Consider the following 19,271-nt stretch of genomic DNA (forward strand, 5'->3'; position numbering starts at 1 on the left):
TCACCGCCGCTGGCAGGAGGTACATCCCCGGCAGGCCGAGCGGCTGTGCGGGTCCAGCAGGCTGCGCTGCACCTTGCAGTAAGCATTTTTCAATGCCCGGCGGGCGGCAAACCAATCCTCTGGCTTTTCCAGCAGCAGATAACCATTAAAACGCTTTATCAATTGCGGCCCATGCTGATCAATAAAACGTTGGTCAAATTCAATCTCAAAATAATGCAGTGCTTCTTCGATTGACGTAAACGCAGCAATCACCTGCTGAATATTCTTTTGGCTCATCCCTGCCTCCATGCAAAGGGCTTTACCGGCGCATCTGATCGTAATCAGAAATCACCTGAACAGCTTTTGACAAATCATTGTGTGCGTTGAATTCATGGGCGAAAGCCACGACATCACATCCACAGGCAACCCCTGCTGCTATACCTGCGGCGGAATCTTCAAACACCACCGCTTCCTCCGGGGTCACGCCCAGCTGAGATAATGCCGACAGGTAACCTTCCGGATCGGGTTTATGCCGGGTCACATCTTCTCTGCCAATCACCACACTGAAAATATCCGCAATCTGCATTGCGCTGAGAATACACTCAACCATCCAGCGGGCACCGGAGCTGACCACAGCACATGGCTGAGTGGTATTTTTCAGCCACTGAAGATAGTCAGCCGCACCAGCGTTCAGCGCTAATTGCCGGGAAAGCAACTGCTCATAATGCGCTCTGAATTTCTGGTCAAATTCTGCCTGATCCGGGCTGAAGCCCGCTTGCCGGAAGAAATGAGCGGTGACGGCGGACCAGTGCTGCCCCATCACATCCTGATAAATATGATAATCGACCGGAAATCCATAATCATGACAGGTCAGTGCTATCGCCTTTCCTTTTAATGGTTCTGAGTTCACCAGTGTGCCATCTAAATCAAACAGATATGCTTTATAGTTTTTCAAATTTGTCTCCGTGATTTCAACTGCCGATATGAGATTCTTCTTTTCAGTAAAGTGGCTTAAAGTCAGCTAAAAAGATTACAGACTCTGCACCAGAAAATGAAACTTTATTCTTACAGGATGAGATCGACCGCATCCGCTTTCCGGAGCTTTGGAACATGTTTGCGAATGACTTGCAGCGAATAACGCATCAAAATGTTTACCTGTACGCAATTTCACCACAAAGATCAACAGCCCCTGACATTCTGTGTCAGAATCAGGTTAACCGTCTAACACCTGCCCGTTCATCTGCCTGCGGTTGACAGCAGAAAGAAGCGCCGGGCTCTCGATGACAAAACAGATAATGGCACAGCAAAAACCACTTTATAAAGTCATTTTTATTCAGGCCGGAAAGCAGTATGAAGTGTTTGTCCGGGAATTGCTCAGCAGTAATATCTTCGGTTTCATTGAAATTGGTGATTTTGTCTGGGATACCCGGGCGACGATTGTGCTCGACCCAAGTCATGAGAAGTTAAAAGATGAATTTGATGCAGTGGACCGGACGTTTCTGCCCATGCATTGCATTCTGAGAGTTGACCGGGTCGCACAGCATCAGATAGAGAAAAGCGGCATGGCAAAAATTGTGGAGCTGGGGGATAAAGTGGCTCACTTTCCCGGACCGGTTTATACACCGAAAAAGTGAGTGCCCGCATTGATTACCCGGTCGAACTTTGCTGTTTTTGCCACACTGTATCCATCACATCAGCGATGATCCGGACCACACCTTCACGGTGCGGTTTTAAATAAAAATGCCCTCCGCTGAAGCGGTGCCAGCTGAAATGTCCGTCTGTCACGTCCTGCCATGCCGGCATGTCTCCGGGTAACAACTCCGGATCATCATCGCCACTGATTGCCGTCAGTGGCAATGTAAGCATCTGGCTGTCCGGTTGATATTGATACCCATTGATCAGCCGGTAATCGTTACGAATCACCGGCAGGCTGATCGCCGCCAGCTCCGGATGGTCAAACACGGCTTTGCTTTGAGGTTCCAGCCGGATAATCGCTTCAATCAGTGCCTGATCGGGCACCAAATGGAGATTATCATTACGGCTGAGCCGCGGTGCTTCACGGCCGGAGATAATTAAATGCGCTGGTGGCTGCTGAGCAGTTTTTACCATCATCTGGCAAATTTCATACGCAATTACTGCGCCCATACTGTGGCCGAATAAAACATACGGCTTATCATTCAGCCGGAGCAGATGTGGCATCAGTATTTTCACCAGAGCAGTCATCGAATCAATCATGGGTTCAGCCAGCCGGTCTTCCCTGCCCGGCAACTGCACCGCCACCAGCTCGGTATGTTCAGGCAGCAGTCTGGCCCAGGTCGCATACGCACTGGCGCCGCCACCGGCATGTGGCAGGCAGATCAGCCGCAGAGATGCATCCGGACGCGGCACAAATGTTTTCAGCCATTTAGATGCCCCGGTGACAGAAGTAGCGGGAACAGAATCAGCGGGAACATGAAGTCCCCGGCTTTGTTGCTGTTGTCCCGTGATGTTGCCAGATACCTGAGATAATTTACTGTAAGTCACGAATCGCATCCTCCAGATCACGAACTGTTACCAATCTGTATGGCCGCTCCTGATTGATCACTTCCGTTGGCCCCAGGGCTTCATTCAAAGCCTGCCAGCACTGACAGGTTGTCAGCACCCGCTGCTGCTGCCGCCGGTCAGGTTCACCCCGGACGACCTGATGACAGAAACGGGTCAACACTTTCTCCATCGCCCCCGGCAACAGCTGACTGAAAACTTCGGCGTAGCGGATCGGCGTTTCAGTTGCCTGGCTGTTCAGAGAGTGCAGGACATTTTCTTTCATCTGCGGATAATCTTCATTAAACATATCCAGATAACCCTGTTCGTTTCTGGGCACATGTGCCCGTGGCGACCAGGTGACATCACCGTGCGTATCATTCAGTGTCAGCGTACCATCTTCTGAGGTGACAGAAATACGGTGTAACACATGCATATAATTGTCCGGATCATCCGGGTGAATCTGATTCTGGATATGAAATACAACCGGAATAGTGCCAAACCGGGCCGAAATCACGGAGAAAGGCCCGTTCCGGCATAACACATTGGAAAAACGCCACGGACGCAGGTTATCCAGACTCTGCATCAGAATATCTATCAGCGGATACAGTACCTGAATACTGGTTTCAACGTGGATGGCACAAATATCAGACAGTTTGCGCAACCCCTGCACGGCTTCAATAAACCGCCGGACCGGCGCAACATCAGGATAAAAGCTGTTCATCATCCATGGCGTCTTCATCTGATTCGAGGTTTTAATACACTGAACCACTTCATCACAATGCAGCGGATATTCCTGAATCACCGGAATCTCTTTTTCCATCAAAGCACAGCTGATTTTGGTTCCGGGGCCACCAACCACCCCTGATTTAATGACTACGCAGGCAAGATCAAAATCAGCTTTAGACACCTCGTCAACCGAAGTCATCAACGGCACCTGATGGGTTTCAGCTATTTTCCTGCTATGTTCACTGCCGCGGGCCATCACGCCAGCCAGCTGAAAGTACTGGGGCAAGCGTTCGATGGCCTTCAGATAGACTTCACCAAAAGCGGCACCACATAACAAAACACGTAAAGGTTTTGCCAAATCGCCGGGTTTCATCTCAGTCATTATAAAAAGCCTTCTTCTGTTTCATTTTCGTTCGAATAGAAAGATGTTGCGTGGATCGGTAGCTGCACAAAATGCAACTGATGACGATCATCTTGTTGAATCAACGCAACCATCAGTTCAGGACTGACAATCTCACTGGCACGGAAATGGCCATGCAAAGATAAATCCTGCAAAACTGTGGTTAAAGTCGCATACATTGTCAGCGCGGTCAGTCCATAGCTGGCCGGCGTCTGCAGCAGTGCACGGTAGCAAAGCGGTTCCCCCTGCAGGCTGCCACTCATATCGATGCGCATTCTGTACCACGGGGTTCGGCCTGCCAGTTGTTCATCGGCCACTTCAGAGAGTTTATCTGCCGCCGAAGCCATCATGCATTCCGTCAACTCACCGGCTGAGGCTAACTGGTGACACTGGTCAGCAATCACCTCAGAAACCCTGGAGGAAGAGAAAACGGAATACCAGTGTGCTTCCTGACATCCGAATGTCTCCGTCATTCTGACAAAATCAGTACTCCGGAATGGTTTGGCAATGATGTGAGACGGGAAACCTTCCAACGCCGTCAGATCAGCGCCCGTGGCCTGACCATAACCGGCCACCGCGCTCATCAGAATATCAATACCGGCCCCTTTCGAGCAGGGCTCCAGCCCGCCCGCAGCTGCATGCAGCGTACTGACGTTATCAAAATACCGGCTGGCCATCGCCATTGGCAATAGCTCAGACAGGCCGGGGAATACCCCGGCACCGGTAATCACACTGGCTGCGCCAGGCACTGCCATTATGTCATCAAGTTCTCTGGCTGAATCAGGCCCGTAACTGCCAAATGCATCAATACAATGAGCCCCGGCAATCGCGGCAGCACGCGCAACATTCAGACCATATAACGCAGAAGGCCCGGCACAATTAACGATAATGGCACATCCCTGACAGAACGCTGCCAGTGAGCCGGGCTGCTTCAAATCAACCGCAACAACCGGATACGGGCTGTCAGCCAGACGGTCAGGCTGCCTGACACCCAGACGGATTTCAGCATCCGGCTGACAGTTTTTGATCAGGGAAAGCAGAGCTTTCCCGACCATACCGGTCACACCGGTGATACCAATGACAGGTCTCATCATAATGATGCCTCTGCGGTTTGTGCTTGCCTGTCTCTCGCCAGGGGCAGGTCATCAAACAGCGCGGTTATCCACTGTTGAATGTGATGGCCGGTCATACAGGTGACATGATTAGCATTGATCATCGACTGCTCCGCAATTCCCAAAGAGATTTCATCCCAGATACTGCTCATTTCGACCGGCAGACCCGGTAAAAGTTGCACAGACTGGTCATCATTAAAGATCGACAATGCTCCCAGATAAGGTAGCGGATGATAATTTGCTACTGCGGTGAGACTATGCCGGAACACACGGTAAACGCTCGAAAGCTGTTCGTCATTCCACGAGTTATCAGGAATATCGGCCATCGCACCGGCGATCATTTTCAGTCGCTGCGGATGTGTTTTCTCCGCCAGAGCAGTGTAAGCCCGCCGGATAGATTCTTCCTGACACTGCTGGATACTGCCTGTCGGTATCACCCCCTGATGCTGCGCCATAATCTGCTGAATTGTCCGGTCCAGCGCTTCATGATCAGACGTATGACCCGCTTCAACCAGATCGGCGCCCATCAGTGTGGCAAAAGCGCGTTCGAGCAACAGTTCTTCTTCAATCTGATGTTTAAACTTACCACTGCTGATCACACAACATGACGGCGTCATGCCGCTTTCCAGCAAGTTGCGCGAGATTTCTGCAGCAATAAAGCCTCCCATACAATAACCAATCACCTGCACCTCAGTGACACCCAGCGCCGCCACCAGCGTCGCGTATTCTGCGCCCAGCGTTTCAATCAAACCATCTGTCGGACGTTGTAAGAAATGCTCATTGTCTGTCAGTGTCAGTCCGAACAAGCTATCTTCCGGTGTCATCGCCGCCTGAATCGCAGAGATGACTTCTCTGTAAGGTGCCAGCGTCCCACTGCCGTCATGCACCAGAATCCGGGTCATCCCTTTACCGGAAGGTGTGGTGACGCCCGCCAGATGAACCAGTGGTGACACGGTGACCTGATGCGCTTGCCCGTGCTCAGAACCCGCCTCAAGATGCGTCAGCAAGCCGGCAATGTGCGCAACTGTTGGCTTACTCAGCATTTCCCGCATCAGCCGGTCCCAGCTCAGCTGCTGAGATTGCGGAATCTGTTCCCGGAGGCGGGTCACGACCTGAGCAATCAGCAGCGAATCTCCGCCCGCCTGGAAGAAATCCTGCTCACGGCTCACCGGAACACCCCCCAGCGCATCCGACCAGATCGCAGCCACTTTCTGTTCCATTTCCGACATGTCACCGGCCACTTTGACCGTCTGACCGGTTTTCGGTGTGACCACCCGTTTGGCCAGTGTTTTCCGGTCGACTTTCCCGTTGGCCGTCAGTGGTAAATGTTCAAGAACTTCAACATAAGATGGCACCATATAACCCGGTAGCCGCTCTGTCAGCCACGCTGTCATCTCTTCATGTCTCACGGTATGACGGGTTTCCGGTGCCCGGACAATGAATGTCGTTTGGCCGGCATAACTCATCGGATCATCTTCCAGCGGATAGCCGCCCAGTAATTCCAGCGACGCGTCAGCAAACAAGCCAACCCACTGTTTACGGGTAATAAATGTCTGACCGGTTTGTTGTCTGAAATCTTTAAATCCGTTCAGACCATGTTTGAACTCCATCGACGTCATCAGAGAATAAATTTCCCGCGTAGCTTCAATAATGACAATCAAACCACCGGGCACCACCATCCGCCGTAACTGAGCCAGCACGTCAGGCGCATAAACTGAGTTATGCAGCACATTCGCACATACGATCATATCCAGACTGCGGTCAGGCTGCCCCTGCAACCAGTTGGGCTGATTGAGATCGAAAATGCCATATCTGACCCAGGGATATTCACTGTAGCGTTCACGGGCCGCATTGAGGAAGTAGGTGGATAAATCAGTAAACTGATAATCAACCGGAAGCCCGTCCAGCGCAGGGATAATATCGTTCGAGGTCCCACCGACACCGGCACCAATTTCCAGCAAACGCATGGGTTTTTCTTTGGTAAACTTGCGTGCATGCTGCTCTGCTGCCGCAACCACACACCGGTTCATGGTCCGGGCAACCAGATTCTGGTTATATGCAGCCAGCGCGGTATCCATTTCTCCCTGAGGGAACAAGAGATCGAGCGGATCGGCTTCACCGGTCAATAGTTGCGGTAATGCCTCTGCCGATTCACGTAAGTAACGGAGTAATTCAGCACTGTATTGCACTTCATCTTCCAGCTGCTGTAATTTTTGCCACGTATTCTCATGCTCCTGCTTGCTGTAAGGACGAATACAGTGATACACCCCCTGAGACTCTTTGAGCCAGCCAAAGCCGGTCAATGCATGCAACCACCGTCGCATCAGATGATGGTAATCATCTGAGGTATGGGTCGCATCAATTATTTCAGCGAGCGTATAACCATGTTCTGCCGTCTGGAACAGGCCACTGTCATGAAACGTTTTCATAATATCCAGCAGCGCAATCCGGTCGGCACATTCCACCCACTGCACCAGCTTCCCGCGATCCACATCTGCGGTCATTCCATCACCGGTTGTCAGCAGGCAGTCATACCAGCTTTGGCGATCATCCCTTGCCGGTTCAGTTAAATAAGCGGCTTCAATGAAAGCTGCCAGACGTTTTTCATCATCTTCCTGATGGCTGATCACACTGGTCGCATGTGCCACCTGCGGATGTTGTTGCAGCACAGCGTCTATTTCACTCAACTCAATCCGGTGGCCGTTAATTTTCACCTGGGTATCATTCCGGCCAAGGAATTCGATCAGACCATCAGCACGGAAGCGTCCGTTATCACCGGTTTTATACAAACGTTCACCGGTGCCGGGATGCGTGACAAACTGCTGGCGGGTTTTCTCCGCATCGCCCATATAACCAAGCGCCAGACCATGCCCGGAAATATACAGTGCACCGGGCACCCAGTCCGGACATGGCTGCATGTCATCGTCCAGAATATGGAAACCCTGATTATTCATCGGACGGCCATAAGGGATACTTTTGTCTGTCAGCTCAACCGATTGAATGTCATACCAGACCGACCAGACCGCCGCTTCAGTTGCACCTCCCATACTGATGACTCTCAAGCCGGGAATAAACCGTTTTGCCGTCTCCGGCAGACTGACAGGTATCCAGTCTCCGGATAACAGCGCGACCCGTAGTGACAAAGAAACAGCCTGATCTTCGAGCACACTGGTCAACATCTGTAATTGTGCCGGTACAGAGTTCCAGACGGTGACTTCCTCACGGGTCAGCAGTGCCAGCCAGTGGGCCGGATTATTCAGCTGGCCGGGATCCGGCAGTACCAGCGCAGCGCCACAAGACAAGGTTGCAAAGACGTCATAAACGGATAAATCGAAACTCAGACTGGCCAGTCCAAGGACTTTATCTGAAGCCTGAAGGCTGATTCTCGCCGAGACATCGCACAAAGTATTCAGTGCCGCCTGATGGCTGATCATCACCCCTTTCGGTTGCCCGGTTGTTCCGGAAGTAAAGATGACATAAGCCAGTTGCTGCGGGTCAAAGCGGGCGTCAAGCCAGGCTTCCGGTAAGAATGGTGCGGGCCGGACATCACCCATATCCAGAATCCGGATATTTTCTTCCCAGTCGTGACCATTTGCCGGATCCGTCACCAGCCGGGTGATCCGGGCATCCTGCATGATCAGGTTATGCCGGTGACGGGGTTGCTCTGCCGACAGCGGTACATAAGCCCCGCCAGCCAGCATCACCCCCATGACCGCAGCAATCTGATCAAAGGATTTCGGTAAACATACAGCCACAGGCTCCGCCTGACGGATACCATTCTCTTTCAGCCATGTTGCAACGGCCGCGGCTTTTTCTGCCAGCATCCGGTAGGTGAAGTGCTGAGCTCCGGCCGACACAGCAATCCGGTCGGGAGTCGCAACCACCTGACGCATGAAACCTGCATGTAAAGGATTTTGGGGTAAAGGTGCCTGAATCAGGTTCTGCAGATTTCTCTGCGTCAGAGACTGTTCAGGAATGGTGACAACAGAGGCGTCAGACCAGCAGTCATCAACTGCCAGTTTGTCGATAAGCCGGCACATCGCACCAAAGGCCTGTTCAATCACGCCGTCACGGAAAACGCCGTCACGGACATCCCAGTTGAGGTGCAAACAGCCATCGCGTTCAGAAACCTGACAATCCAGCCAGACCTGTGGTGTCTGTGAGATACCGAAGCCCAGCGTTGCCCCATCCATAAAAGATGGATGCCCGCCTTTTCCGGCACCGAGTGTACTGGTGAACACGTAAGGCATCAGGCGGCCGCGGGTTTCTGCATTCCGGCCAATCTCTCTGAGCAGATCAACCCCGGTATAACTGCTGTGCTCCAGATCAGTCAATAACTGATCCTGCAGATGACGGCAACGGTTGATAAAGCCGGTTCCGGACTCAGCTTTGACTTCCAGAATATTCACCTGAGTGAAGTCACCGATAATCCGGTCAATATCTTCATGGATCGCCGGACGATTCAGCACAGTCACATTCACACAAAAACTTTTGGACGCAGACCAACGGCGCAACACTTCACAGAACGCAGCAAGGACAACACCGGATGGCGTCATGCGTTGATCCCTTGTTTTCTGCTGCAATTGCTGCCATTTCTCTTTTCCCAGCACAAAGTCATGGCGGACAAAAGCCGCTTTGCCATACTTCTGCTGCGAGTCCTGAACCGGCCAGTCTGGTGCGGGCGGCAGTGATGCAAGGCGATCAGCCCAGTATTGCTTATCCCGTGCATATCTGGCCTGCCCGGCGGGAGTATCCATCGCCGCTCTTTCCGCCAGTAAAATATCGCGGAAATCGGCCCGGATCAGCGGTAGTTCTTTGTCGGGATGACGGTACAAATGGTCCAGCTCAGACAGCAGCACCTGAATACTGACAAAGTCAGCAATCAGCAAATCGACAGAAACGTGCAGGGTGTCATGCGCCGGCATCCGGCTAATCCTCAGCTCATACAAGGGTGCCTGTGCCGGTGTATAGACCTGACCCGCCATTTCAGCGCGGATAGCTTCAAATTTCTGCGCCGCTTCTGCAGCCGGCAATGCGCTGAAATCGGTGACAATCACATCTGGTGCCTGAAAATCTGCCATCACCTGCTGAACACCATCAGGCAAAATTGCTGCCCGCAGCATCGGATGACGCTGCACTAACCGGGCCCATGCCTGCGTCATCCGTTTTGTATCCAGCCGCTCAAAATTCAGTTCAAGATAACCATGACAGCCCACGCCGCCATACTCAAAAGCATCACCACGGCCGACCAGGTAAGCGGCCTGAATCGGCGTCAGAGGAAACGGCGCATAACGATGCTCAAGATCTTGTTTTACTCCGGCCACCTGAGCATCCAGAAGTGTGATTAATTCTCCTTTGGCAGCTTTCAGCCGGTTGCGATGATCTTCAGTCAAAACACCAACCGGTGCCTGAAAACGCAACTGGCCACCTTCCGTCCACAGCCTGACTCCCAACGCTTCCATTTCGGATAGCAAAGTCTTCACGGTCATATAGATTTTTCCTCCATAATTTCATCGTCGTGATGAATATACTGATGATTTAGCTCAATCAATGAAGTAAACGACAATCAGTCAATTCGCCCGGTCAACATGAAATAAACGGCAGAACAGACTTCAGCGGCGGCTGATTTCACGTCAGGGTGCCGGTCCGGGCTCTGTGGATGTAAACGTTTGCATTTTCAGACAAACATGACACGCCCGCATGAGCCGGACATACTTTCAGGTATGAATTGGGGTGACCGGAACACCACAAATTCAGAAAGAATCTGAATGAACACCGGCCGGTTATAAAGAACTGATTGATACGGTACTAATCCGATATTGTTACGGCGGATGAAGGAATGAAATGCAGCGATAACATTCAGATACAGAACGCCGAACATGACTCTTCGTGGGTACTGTCAAGATTAAAAAACTGAACTGGCCCGGGCATGGAAGCATAGGAAAAATATCAGTACAAAAGAGACAATTCATTGTCTGCCCGCCTGCATATTTTTCTGCGCACAGTATGCCATAAAATACCATAAGTCAGATGTCTTTTAAGACAGACCACATATGCAACTATGGTAATTACTATTCACCCGGCCGTCAACGGTAATAATTATTGTTTTTATTTGTTGATTTAAATAACACTAAACATAACTATCTGATTATAAAATGAATATGGCAAAGCTTCGATTATCAGTTTCAGGAAAAAAACAGGTCACTATTGAGCGTATTGTTATCAGTTCAGGCGTTATTTTTCGCTGCAAACCACAGACGAAATCAGAAAGAAAAGAACAATGAAACGGGAAATAAAGAGAGGAAGAAAAGCAAAGAAGAGAGGAATTTCAGACACAAAAAAAGCCTGTACTCTCAAGGCAATGAATAAAGCCTTGAGAGCACAGGTCAAAAATAACATGAAAAAGAAAAGTTAAAGAAATGAGGTTGACGGGCTGCGCCTCAGCGCGCCCGGAAAGTGGTGGTATAACCATTGCCTTTAAAGCAATGTTCAACCCAGTGAACGGTATAATCCCCCGGATAACCGTCACGCCACAAATGATGTTCTTTGGATTGTGTCTTGCCACGGCCGGAAACACTGACACCTTCATTGGTCAGCTGCACCGGACTTTCCGCAATCATGGTCAAATTGCCCGGCATGGTAATACACAATTCTTTATGTTGCTGCTGCAACCGTGTCAGCTCGGCCTGCGCCGCAGCTTTTGCCCGGCCTGCATCCGGATAAACCGGCTGTAAAATCTTGCCCGGTTGTCCGGAATCACCCGCTGTTTCCGGCATCAATAACGCCTTATCGCGGTCGCGCCAGTAAGCCGTGACATGTTTCAGGTTCGAACGTTCCGCCCAGGCAAGTTCATACGCAGTCACGCCTGTGCGGTGAATTTTGAACACCGGGAGTGGCGTGCCCTGCGGGGTTTTGCCTTCCTGAGACGTAATAAAGATCAGATGGCCGCTTATCGCTTTCCAGACCGCATTATACTGGCGAGCCAGACGGGTCAGAAAATGGATATCGCTTTCACTGTTCTGTTCAATGTGATCAACAAAAATGGACGCCAGTTCAGGGGAGACGCGGTGTCTCAGTCCATACTGACCGGCAATTTTTTCAATCATTTCGCCCAGTGTTTTCTGATCCCACGAGCGACGCTGCAAAGTTTTCATCTGCTGACACATATCGACGGACCGGGCCCGGATGAGCATTTGATCCGGCGGTCCGCTGATTTTTGCTTCGTCAATAATATAATCACCGACCCGGGTAATGCCGGTTTCTTCATAACCCAGCTGAACCTGAATCGGTTTACCGATTTTAGGCAGTTTAATCCGCCCGCCGGCATCATCCACAATCATCGTCATGGTATCTGAAAACCAGCCGACTTCATCAGTCAAACGAATTTCCATCAGCCGGCTGTCAAGCCTGGGCGTAATGTCTTCACCATCCACGATGACTTTATATGTTGGGTGCATGCTATTCCCCGCACGTTCAGTTAATCAAACAGTGAAATTTTTGGCAGTTCAGGCACGTCCGGTACCGAAATATCCGGCAATTCAATCAATAAACCTCCGGGAAGCACCGGGCCGTAATCCGCCAAACCCGGATTCGCTTCATAGACCTGAACAAACAGGGCTGCATTGCTGTATTCGCGATAGCAAATCGCGTCGACCACATCGCCTTCTTTGGTTCGGTATTGCATACTTAGCTTTTCTCCTTATCCGGATCCGGGTATTTGTTGCCGTAATAAACCAGCCCCATGTTGAACTCCAGCTTACGGGGCCGGCCGTTACGATAGAACACAGTGGCGGTTTCACTGATACTGGTGATACACCAAAAGCCAAGATTAATTCCGGCTTGTTTCGATTCAGTCGATCCCATCAACAATCGTAGCGGCCTGCCGGTTCTGGCTTGTGCGGCCATCTCATCGATCTGGCTGAATCCACCTTTATATTCCGGATAAATCACACCACTTAAAGTTCGTTTATAGGTGCCTTCAGACACAAACTGTAAACCGGGGACTTTGCCCACGGTTTCCATTTTCCATTCGAAGGAGAAATCACGTTTCATCGACTGATAGGCTGCGGTTTCCACTGAAAAAGAGAAATCTCCCAGTTTCATCATCACCACATTCGGCCGGTTGGATGGCTGTTGATTGCCATCCTGATCAGTAGTCATACAATCCTCCCCTGTATTTCATTTTCTGATGCTCCATCAGCGCCATAAACTGACGACGGACTTCTCCGGCCAAATCACGCATATCCATCGAGTCATTTCCCTGCACGTGAATATCAAGCTGATTAATAGAGATCATTGAATCACCCTGACCACCGCGCTTCATCCGGCTGGCGGTTTCAGGAATCGATGCAGGTGATTGGGACTGACCGGCTGCAACAGCGGTATGCGCATGAACGGTTTCACGGTAAGTTTTCTTCAAACGTACTGCTTTTGGTATTTTCACCGTGCGCTTTTGACCACGGGCAGACATCACCTGACCTTTTGAGGCCGCTTTCGCCACCGTAGCCGTTTTCGTCTGTAGTTTTTCAGAAGCAGCGGCCTGGACTGAAACTTTTTCCGCTTGTTTCACTTTATGGCGAACGGATTGGGTTTTCTCAGCCACTTTGTTCTGCTGTTTCCGGCCCGATTGTTTCCGTTCTTTCTCTTCTTCATCGTCACCGCCGGTGAAAAAAGAGAAAATCCCGGAAACGATGTTTGCCACACCACCGAACTTTTCATGAATCCAGTCAAATGCAGCGCCCCAGACTTTCATCAACAAGCCCATCGGAGACCATTCAAACAGCGTTTTCAGCGCATCCAGCAGGCTGAAGTTATTCCAGGCTTCCATCACCCAGTCGAGTCCGGCGACAAAGCCATCCCACAAGGTGCCCATGAATTTCTTAATCGGCTCCCAGTAGTAGTAAATCAGCCCGGCCACTGCCGCGATGGCGGTAATCACCAGACCAACCGGATTGGCCATCATCGCCATACCAATGGCACGAATACCGGACATCACGACCGGAAAGACGCTCATGGCTAAACGCATCAATGTGCCGCCAAAGCCGGAAATCATCCGGACTGCTGAAGGCGGAATCATGCGCAGTAAACGGCCACTGATACCCTGAAGACTCTGCATCATACGGCCAGCGCTCCGGGTTGAGAAACGGCGCGTAAGCCGCCCCAGCGCTTTCATCCGGCGCATGGCTTTTTTCGCCTGTTGCCCCAGTTGCGGATAAGCATCTTTCAGAGCCTGCACCGACTGGTACGCTGATTTGGCATCCTTGACAAAATCAGCGTAAGCCTTGGTCATTTCAGGGACTTTCTGCGCTGCACTGACCACAGAATCAGCAAAACCTTTTACCGGTGTCATCAAGTCACCAAACCGGAGTTTGATGGAATCGACAACAGCAGACAGCTTGTTGATCCCCCCCTGAATACTCTGATCGACACCACCGGCAATATCTGCCGAAGCACCCTCTTGTGTATTCAGGACGTCATTAAAGCCGGAAACCCCTTTGCCACCTTTTTGCGCGGCTGCCTGCAGGCTGTTCGCTGAATCTTCACCCAGCACATCCTGCATTGCTTTGAGCTGCGCTTCCGGGGCCATGTCTTTGGTGGCTTTGATCACATCACCAATCACCTGTGCCGTATTGCGCATCTTACCGCCCGCATCTTTAGTGCTGACGCCCAGTCGCTGCAATGTTGCCGCTGCCGCATCGGACGGAGAAGACAATCGCGCAGACATGGCTTCCAGAGATGCACCGGCATCCGCGCCTTTCACGCCCATATCCGCCAGCAGACCGGCCATGGCTGCCGTTTCTTTCAGGTTCATTCCTGAATGACGGGCAATCGGCCCGATGCCACGCATCGTATCGCCCAGCGCGCTGAGCTTCAGACCCGTACTGCTGGTTGCGGTCGCCAGGACATCCGATAGCGCCCCCATTTTTTCCGGCACGATATCGAATTCAGCCATCAGGGCCGCTGTGGTTGTCCCCACGGCGTTCAGGTCACCGGTATTGCCGGAGGCTTTCGCAATATTAATCACATCCGGCATCGCGGCCTGAATCTGGCTGGCATTCAGCCCGGCACTGGCCAGCGCCTGCATCCCGGCAACAGCCTGATTCGTCCCGATCGATGTATTTAACCCGAGTTGTCTGGCCGAAGCTGATAACTGACCCAGCTGCGCATCGGTTGCATTGGCAGCTTTCGCCACCGTAGCAATTTTATCTTTAAAGTCAGCTGCATATTGCGTTGGCGCTGCCAGCGCATTGCTGACCGTTTTACCCAGCGCCTCGATTTTCCCGGCACCCGTTTGCGCGACACTGGCCATCCGCAATGTGTGATCCATTAAATCCGGCAGGCTGTCACCGCGACGAATTTTGGCAAACATCAGTGTTGACAACTTGCCGAACTTACGGAATTCTTTGCGGGTTTCTCCGGCCTGTCCGCGGGCTGTTTTCAGGTTCTCACCCAGCTTATCCAGCCCGGTATCAGCAGAAAAGTCCTTAAAAATACCTGAGACCTGGCGAACCTGATCAGCAGTCTGGCTGACAACCGGTAAAATGGATTGAACGCTGCCTTCAATGGCTTTCAGTTCATCACCCATGCCGGTCATATTCGCCAGCCCCTGGAAATTGCCAAGTGCACTCAGGACCTTATCTGTATCCAACCCTGCCGTTTTCAGGGATTCAATGCCGTTTGCTGCCTGATTGAAACTGCTTCCGGCCTGTTGCCCAAACTGCCTTGCCGAATCAATGAACCCGGTCAGCTGGTTTTTGGTGCTTTCACTTATTAAGCCTGCTTCAGCCAGTTGATTGCCGAATCCTGCCGCCTGATCGGTTGCCTGAGACATGGACTGCGCCATCCCTGAGCCCATGGACAACACGCCCGCAGCCGACTGCTCAATCCCGGCAGCTACCGCTCTGGTTTTATCTGCCAGCGTTTGGGTCTGTGAATTCAGTTGCGCCTGTAGCTGACGAATCCGCTCCAGCCTGACAGCTAAGTTTTTTTTGTCTGATGCCATGCGCCACCCAAGAAAAAAAGCGGGCGACTTCATGTCAGCAATGCAGATGCCAGCTTCATTCGCTGGCACCGGTGACACTAGTCGCCCTGAGATTGTACCTGATGCATTGATTTGAAGCGTTCAATCGCCAGATCACGCCAGCGCATCAGCTCCTCAAAATCCATCCCGTTCATTTGTTCCGGCGGCCAGTGAAAGACCGCCGCAATATCAGCCCAAGCCTCATCTACTGAGTCAGGTGCTGATCTTTGGTGAAAAAAGTCGCAATTTCCGTCATCACTTCCAACAGGTCTGCCGGATCCAGTTGATAGAAATGCTGTGCTGTAAAGTTGTTCATCGCAATCCGTGGCACCAGTTGTGCCACTGCACCTGCATCCATCTGGATAATATCCAGCAATTTCAGGCCACGCAGGTCACCCGGCATTGGTTTGCGCAATGCGATACAAGTGACGTTGCCATTATCCAGTGCGGTATCGAGTGCGATCACTTTGTCTGCCCCCGGAAATTGCACTTGTGTGTTCGCTGATGGTGTGTTCGCTGATGGTGTATTGCCTGCCTGTGTGTGAGTTGATTGTGTGTTGATTGACTGTGTATTGGTTTGTTCTGCGTTGGTTTGTTCTGCGTTGTTTACTTCAGTCATTTTTGCTTTATTTAATTCAGTCATATTCAAGGCCTTTATAAAAAAGCGCCCCGCGGGGCGCTCTGTATTAATGTTGAGTTCGGTATTGATTTAATTTCAGGATATGATCCGGCTTAAGCACTTGCTTGCGCAGCAGTCGAACCTTTAATAAAGCCCGCTGCAATCAGGTTGGCTGCCTGCACATCATTGAGTGAGATTTCATCTCCCGCCTGATATTTTTTATCTTCAAACATAAACGCTAATGCGGGTCTTTCCTCTTTGACCGGATACATATGAACATCAATTTCAACATATTGATTGACGATATATGTTTTCTTATCTGTAATCTCTGCCATGTTTTACTCCTTAGTTTTTCAGGCCAATGGCTTTGCGCATATCAGCGAGTTTATCAACGCCATTCACTTTGCGAACCATGCCCGGAACATCAATTTCCATGCATTCCGTGTCACCAATGGTCAGCTTGTAATATTTGAGCGCAATCGCAACTTTCATCTGAACTTTCTGCCCTGATTTCCAGCTGCCAAAATCGACTTCTTTCCAGCTGCCGGTCATGGTCATTGCGACCGGAACCGTGGTGCCATTTTCTTCAATCGCACCACGTAAGGTACAAGTCACCATTTCGCCGGGAACCAGACCGTAAGCTTTAAACAGCGTCGGATCATAGTTTGCGATCGTGAAACTGCATTCGAGTTTGTTCATGCCCAGGTCGATCTCAAGCGGGGCATCCATGCCACCGGCCCTGAACTCCTCGGTTTTAATTGTCAGTTTCGGTGGTGTGACTTCTTCAACCACTCCGGCATAACCGCGGTTATTTGTTGTCGTACCAAGAAACAGGCTCATCGCCCGAATCGTTTGAGGCATCAGTGCTGTCTCTGCCATATTATAAAATCTCCGTTAAGTAACCATTTACCATGTGGCTGCGGAATGTAATATGTTCCGCTGGCGCATAGGCGCTGAAGTCAAAGTCAAAATAAATTTTACCGGCCTGAATCTGATCTGCGCTATTGAGCTCCGGATCCACCCAGCATTCGCCACCGGCAATCGCACCGATATATTTCAGATGGCGCAGGTAGTTGTTCACACCTTCAGTCACATCTTCAACATAAGTGGCGGTGATGTTACGGTCCATCGCCCAGAAGTGGTTTTTAATCAGGCTGTCTGAAATCATGTCGTTGGTAATCACGACGTTTTTAAATGCCCATTTGGCATCATCAGCACAAGTCCGGTCACCCCAGATACGGAAGCCGTTATGCTGAATCGTCGTCGTAACCTGCTTCGCATTCAGCAGGTTCGCACGACAGTTCGGATCGTCGAGTTTAAAATCAACCGGACGACACAGGCCCTGAATGCCGTTAATCGTCTGATTGGAGTTCGACCACCAGAAGCCCAGCGTATTGTGTACACGCGACATCACACCGGCATGGCGTGCTGATGGTGGCTGAATCACTTGTGTACTGGTCGTTGTATCCCAGACGGTATACCATGGGTCAACCACTTCACAACGGCGCTTATTGTAAAGTCCGCGATAAGCCTTCGCTGCTTCATCGGTGGTATTCGGGCCATCCAGAATTGCATAACCGCGCAGCTTCTCAGCGACTTCAGCTAATTTATCCCCGACGGCTTTATGGCAGGAATATCCTGGCGCAATTAAAATACGGGGCTGGACTTTCACCACCTGATTAGCACTCAATAGTGCTGCAATGCCCTGATAATGACCTGTCTCATCGACAGTATCACTTGCGATGTTCGACATCGTCTTCGCCTGATCCACGTAGCCATCTGTCATGACTTCTTCTACGCGAACCACCACCACCACGGCACCTGTCTGGTCAAAAATACCGTCAATCGCCTGAGGAAGTGTCCCTCTCGCTCCGAGCTTGGCAGCCTCACGGCGGCTCGCTGCAATCAGGACGGGTTTATTCAGCGGAAACTTAGCTGGGTCCGCATCCGGTGCCGTTCCCACAACACCAATTACGCCACTTTTTACAGTAGTAATCGGACGGGAACCATCATCAATTTCCACGACCTCAGCGCCGTGCATATAGTTTTCTGCCATATCGATATTACTCTCTCGGTTTATGCAAAAAAGGGCGCCTCAGATGAGGAGCCCCGATGGATTAAATAGATTAAGGAAGGACTAACTGACGGAAACGGTTTCTGTCTTCGTGGTCAGCCCGGTTAATGTGTCGTTGTCGTAAGTCAGTGTGGTGGTCTCGCAACTGCCACGGAAAACCACGTCAACCTGTGTGAGTTTGTGGGTCTCTGAATCGTATTGATACTGAGTGATGCGCTCAAGAAGGAAGCGGTGGAATTAACTGTCTGAAGCGGTCGTATCAGAAGCCGTGGTGTTTCGCATCACGTAAACCACCAGCGGTTTGGAGGTAAAGCGTGGCGTTGCCAGCTCTGCGTTGAGCAGATCGGTGTTGACTTCATAGCGGCCCGAGTCGCGAAAATTCAGCGTGGCCGAGAACTCACCATCCTTCACCTGTGCATTGAAATACACGATGTTCCCACTCTCCTGACGAAAAGGCACAATAAAAACTTCATCGTCAGTATCCAGCGTGCCTTTTAAAGTCATGTCCGTGTCTTCCATCACCGTAATCCGCACCACATCCTGCGCAGCAATATCTTCCGGCTTGCGCACGGTGCCGTTTATTTCAGTGACTGTGATGGCTTGGCGGGTATCTTCCGCTTCAGCGGTTTGTTCTGTTGTATCAGCCACCGGCTCGGGTTGGTTGGCCGGGTTCTCTTCGGCGGTTTCCCACCAGGCAAGCGCTTCGGCTTCGTTTTTCCACGGTTGCAAAGTTTCCGGAATCGCGACCAGATAACCGCCACCAATATCAATCCCGTTGAATTCAGGATTCCATGTACCTGTTGTCATTAGAAATTACC

17 protein-coding genes are annotated in these 19,271 nt (G+C 51.1%); 1 reads left to right on the top strand and 16 read right to left on the bottom strand.

What is annotated here, in order from left to right:
* The gene (locus tag OCV29_RS10925) at window positions 1-276 is read right to left on the bottom strand and encodes a nitrogenase-stabilizing/protective NifW family protein (RefSeq protein ID WP_073604118.1); all 276 of its coding nucleotides are present in this window, start codon (window positions 274-276) and stop codon (window positions 1-3) included.
* Window positions 277-298: 22 nt separating this feature from the next.
* On the bottom strand, window positions 299-934 hold the full coding sequence (locus OCV29_RS10930) for an HAD family hydrolase (protein ID WP_073604119.1): 636 nt from the start codon (window positions 932-934) through the stop codon (window positions 299-301).
* A 325-nt stretch (window positions 935-1,259) separates the two neighbouring features.
* Here OCV29_RS10930 and OCV29_RS10935 point away from each other — a divergent pair, with 325 nt between their 5' ends.
* Window positions 1,260-1,613, top strand: a complete 354-nt coding sequence (locus tag OCV29_RS10935; protein WP_217653300.1) for a DUF1820 family protein — start codon at window positions 1,260-1,262, stop codon at window positions 1,611-1,613.
* A 13-nt stretch (window positions 1,614-1,626) separates the two neighbouring features.
* Here OCV29_RS10935 and OCV29_RS10940 read toward each other — a convergent pair whose 3' ends face one another.
* From OCV29_RS10940 to OCV29_RS11005, 14 genes are all read right to left on the bottom strand, one after another.
* Window positions 1,627-2,502 carry a thioesterase II family protein gene (locus OCV29_RS10940; RefSeq protein WP_175561547.1) on the bottom strand — a complete coding sequence of 292 codons (876 nt, stop codon included), beginning with the start codon at window positions 2,500-2,502 and terminating at the stop codon, window positions 1,627-1,629.
* Window positions 2,489-3,610 (bottom strand): Gfo/Idh/MocA family oxidoreductase, encoded by a 1,122-nt coding sequence (locus OCV29_RS10945; RefSeq protein WP_073604120.1) that lies wholly within the window; start codon window positions 3,608-3,610, stop codon window positions 2,489-2,491. The genes OCV29_RS10940 and OCV29_RS10945 overlap by 14 nt, the downstream gene beginning before the upstream one ends.
* Complete coding sequence (locus OCV29_RS10950) at window positions 3,610-4,722, bottom strand: saccharopine dehydrogenase NADP-binding domain-containing protein (RefSeq protein ID WP_073604121.1); 1,113 nt, start codon at window positions 4,720-4,722, stop codon at window positions 3,610-3,612. The genes OCV29_RS10945 and OCV29_RS10950 overlap by 1 nt, the downstream gene beginning before the upstream one ends.
* Window positions 4,719-10,229, bottom strand: a complete 5,511-nt coding sequence (locus OCV29_RS10955; protein WP_073604122.1) for a non-ribosomal peptide synthetase — start codon at window positions 10,227-10,229, stop codon at window positions 4,719-4,721. Before OCV29_RS10955 ends, OCV29_RS10950 begins: the two co-directional genes overlap by 4 nt.
* Before the next feature lie 951 nt (window positions 10,230-11,180).
* Window positions 11,181-12,197, bottom strand: a complete 1,017-nt coding sequence (locus tag OCV29_RS10960) for a contractile injection system protein, VgrG/Pvc8 family (RefSeq protein ID WP_073604124.1) — start codon at window positions 12,195-12,197, stop codon at window positions 11,181-11,183.
* 20 nt (window positions 12,198-12,217) lie between these two features.
* Window positions 12,218-12,424, bottom strand: coding sequence for a tail protein X (locus tag OCV29_RS10965; protein WP_073585061.1), 207 nt, complete (start codon window positions 12,422-12,424; stop codon window positions 12,218-12,220).
* A 2-nt stretch (window positions 12,425-12,426) separates the two neighbouring features.
* Window positions 12,427-12,900, bottom strand: a complete 474-nt coding sequence (locus OCV29_RS10970; protein ID WP_084193338.1) for a phage tail protein — start codon at window positions 12,898-12,900, stop codon at window positions 12,427-12,429.
* Window positions 12,890-15,742: a phage tail tape measure protein gene (locus OCV29_RS10975; protein WP_261887321.1), complete on the bottom strand. Its 2,853-nt coding sequence runs from the start codon at window positions 15,740-15,742 to the stop codon at window positions 12,890-12,892. The genes OCV29_RS10970 and OCV29_RS10975 overlap by 11 nt, the downstream gene beginning before the upstream one ends.
* A 77-nt stretch (window positions 15,743-15,819) precedes the next feature.
* Window positions 15,820-15,948 (bottom strand): GpE family phage tail protein, encoded by a 129-nt coding sequence (locus OCV29_RS10980; RefSeq protein WP_073585057.1) that lies wholly within the window; start codon window positions 15,946-15,948, stop codon window positions 15,820-15,822.
* A gap of 17 nt (window positions 15,949-15,965) precedes the next feature.
* On the bottom strand, window positions 15,966-16,403 hold the full coding sequence (locus tag OCV29_RS10985) for a phage tail assembly protein (protein ID WP_245796961.1): 438 nt from the start codon (window positions 16,401-16,403) through the stop codon (window positions 15,966-15,968).
* An 89-nt stretch (window positions 16,404-16,492) separates the two neighbouring features.
* On the bottom strand, window positions 16,493-16,714 hold the full coding sequence (locus OCV29_RS10990) for a hypothetical protein (RefSeq protein ID WP_073605356.1): 222 nt from the start codon (window positions 16,712-16,714) through the stop codon (window positions 16,493-16,495).
* 10 nt (window positions 16,715-16,724) lie between these two features.
* Complete coding sequence (locus OCV29_RS10995) at window positions 16,725-17,258, bottom strand: phage major tail tube protein (RefSeq protein ID WP_245796960.1); 534 nt, start codon at window positions 17,256-17,258, stop codon at window positions 16,725-16,727.
* A 1-nt stretch (window position 17,259) separates the two neighbouring features.
* On the bottom strand, window positions 17,260-18,435 hold the full coding sequence (locus tag OCV29_RS11000; RefSeq protein ID WP_073605355.1) for a phage tail sheath protein: 1,176 nt from the start codon (window positions 18,433-18,435) through the stop codon (window positions 17,260-17,262).
* Window positions 18,436-18,690: 255 nt separating this feature from the next.
* The gene (locus tag OCV29_RS11005) at window positions 18,691-19,260 is read right to left on the bottom strand and encodes a hypothetical protein (protein WP_073605354.1); all 570 of its coding nucleotides are present in this window, start codon (window positions 19,258-19,260) and stop codon (window positions 18,691-18,693) included.
* Window positions 19,261-19,271 lie beyond the last annotated feature (11 nt).

Source organism: Vibrio aerogenes, from assembly GCF_024346755.1.
Taxonomy (GTDB): domain Bacteria; phylum Pseudomonadota; class Gammaproteobacteria; order Enterobacterales; family Vibrionaceae; genus Vibrio; species Vibrio aerogenes.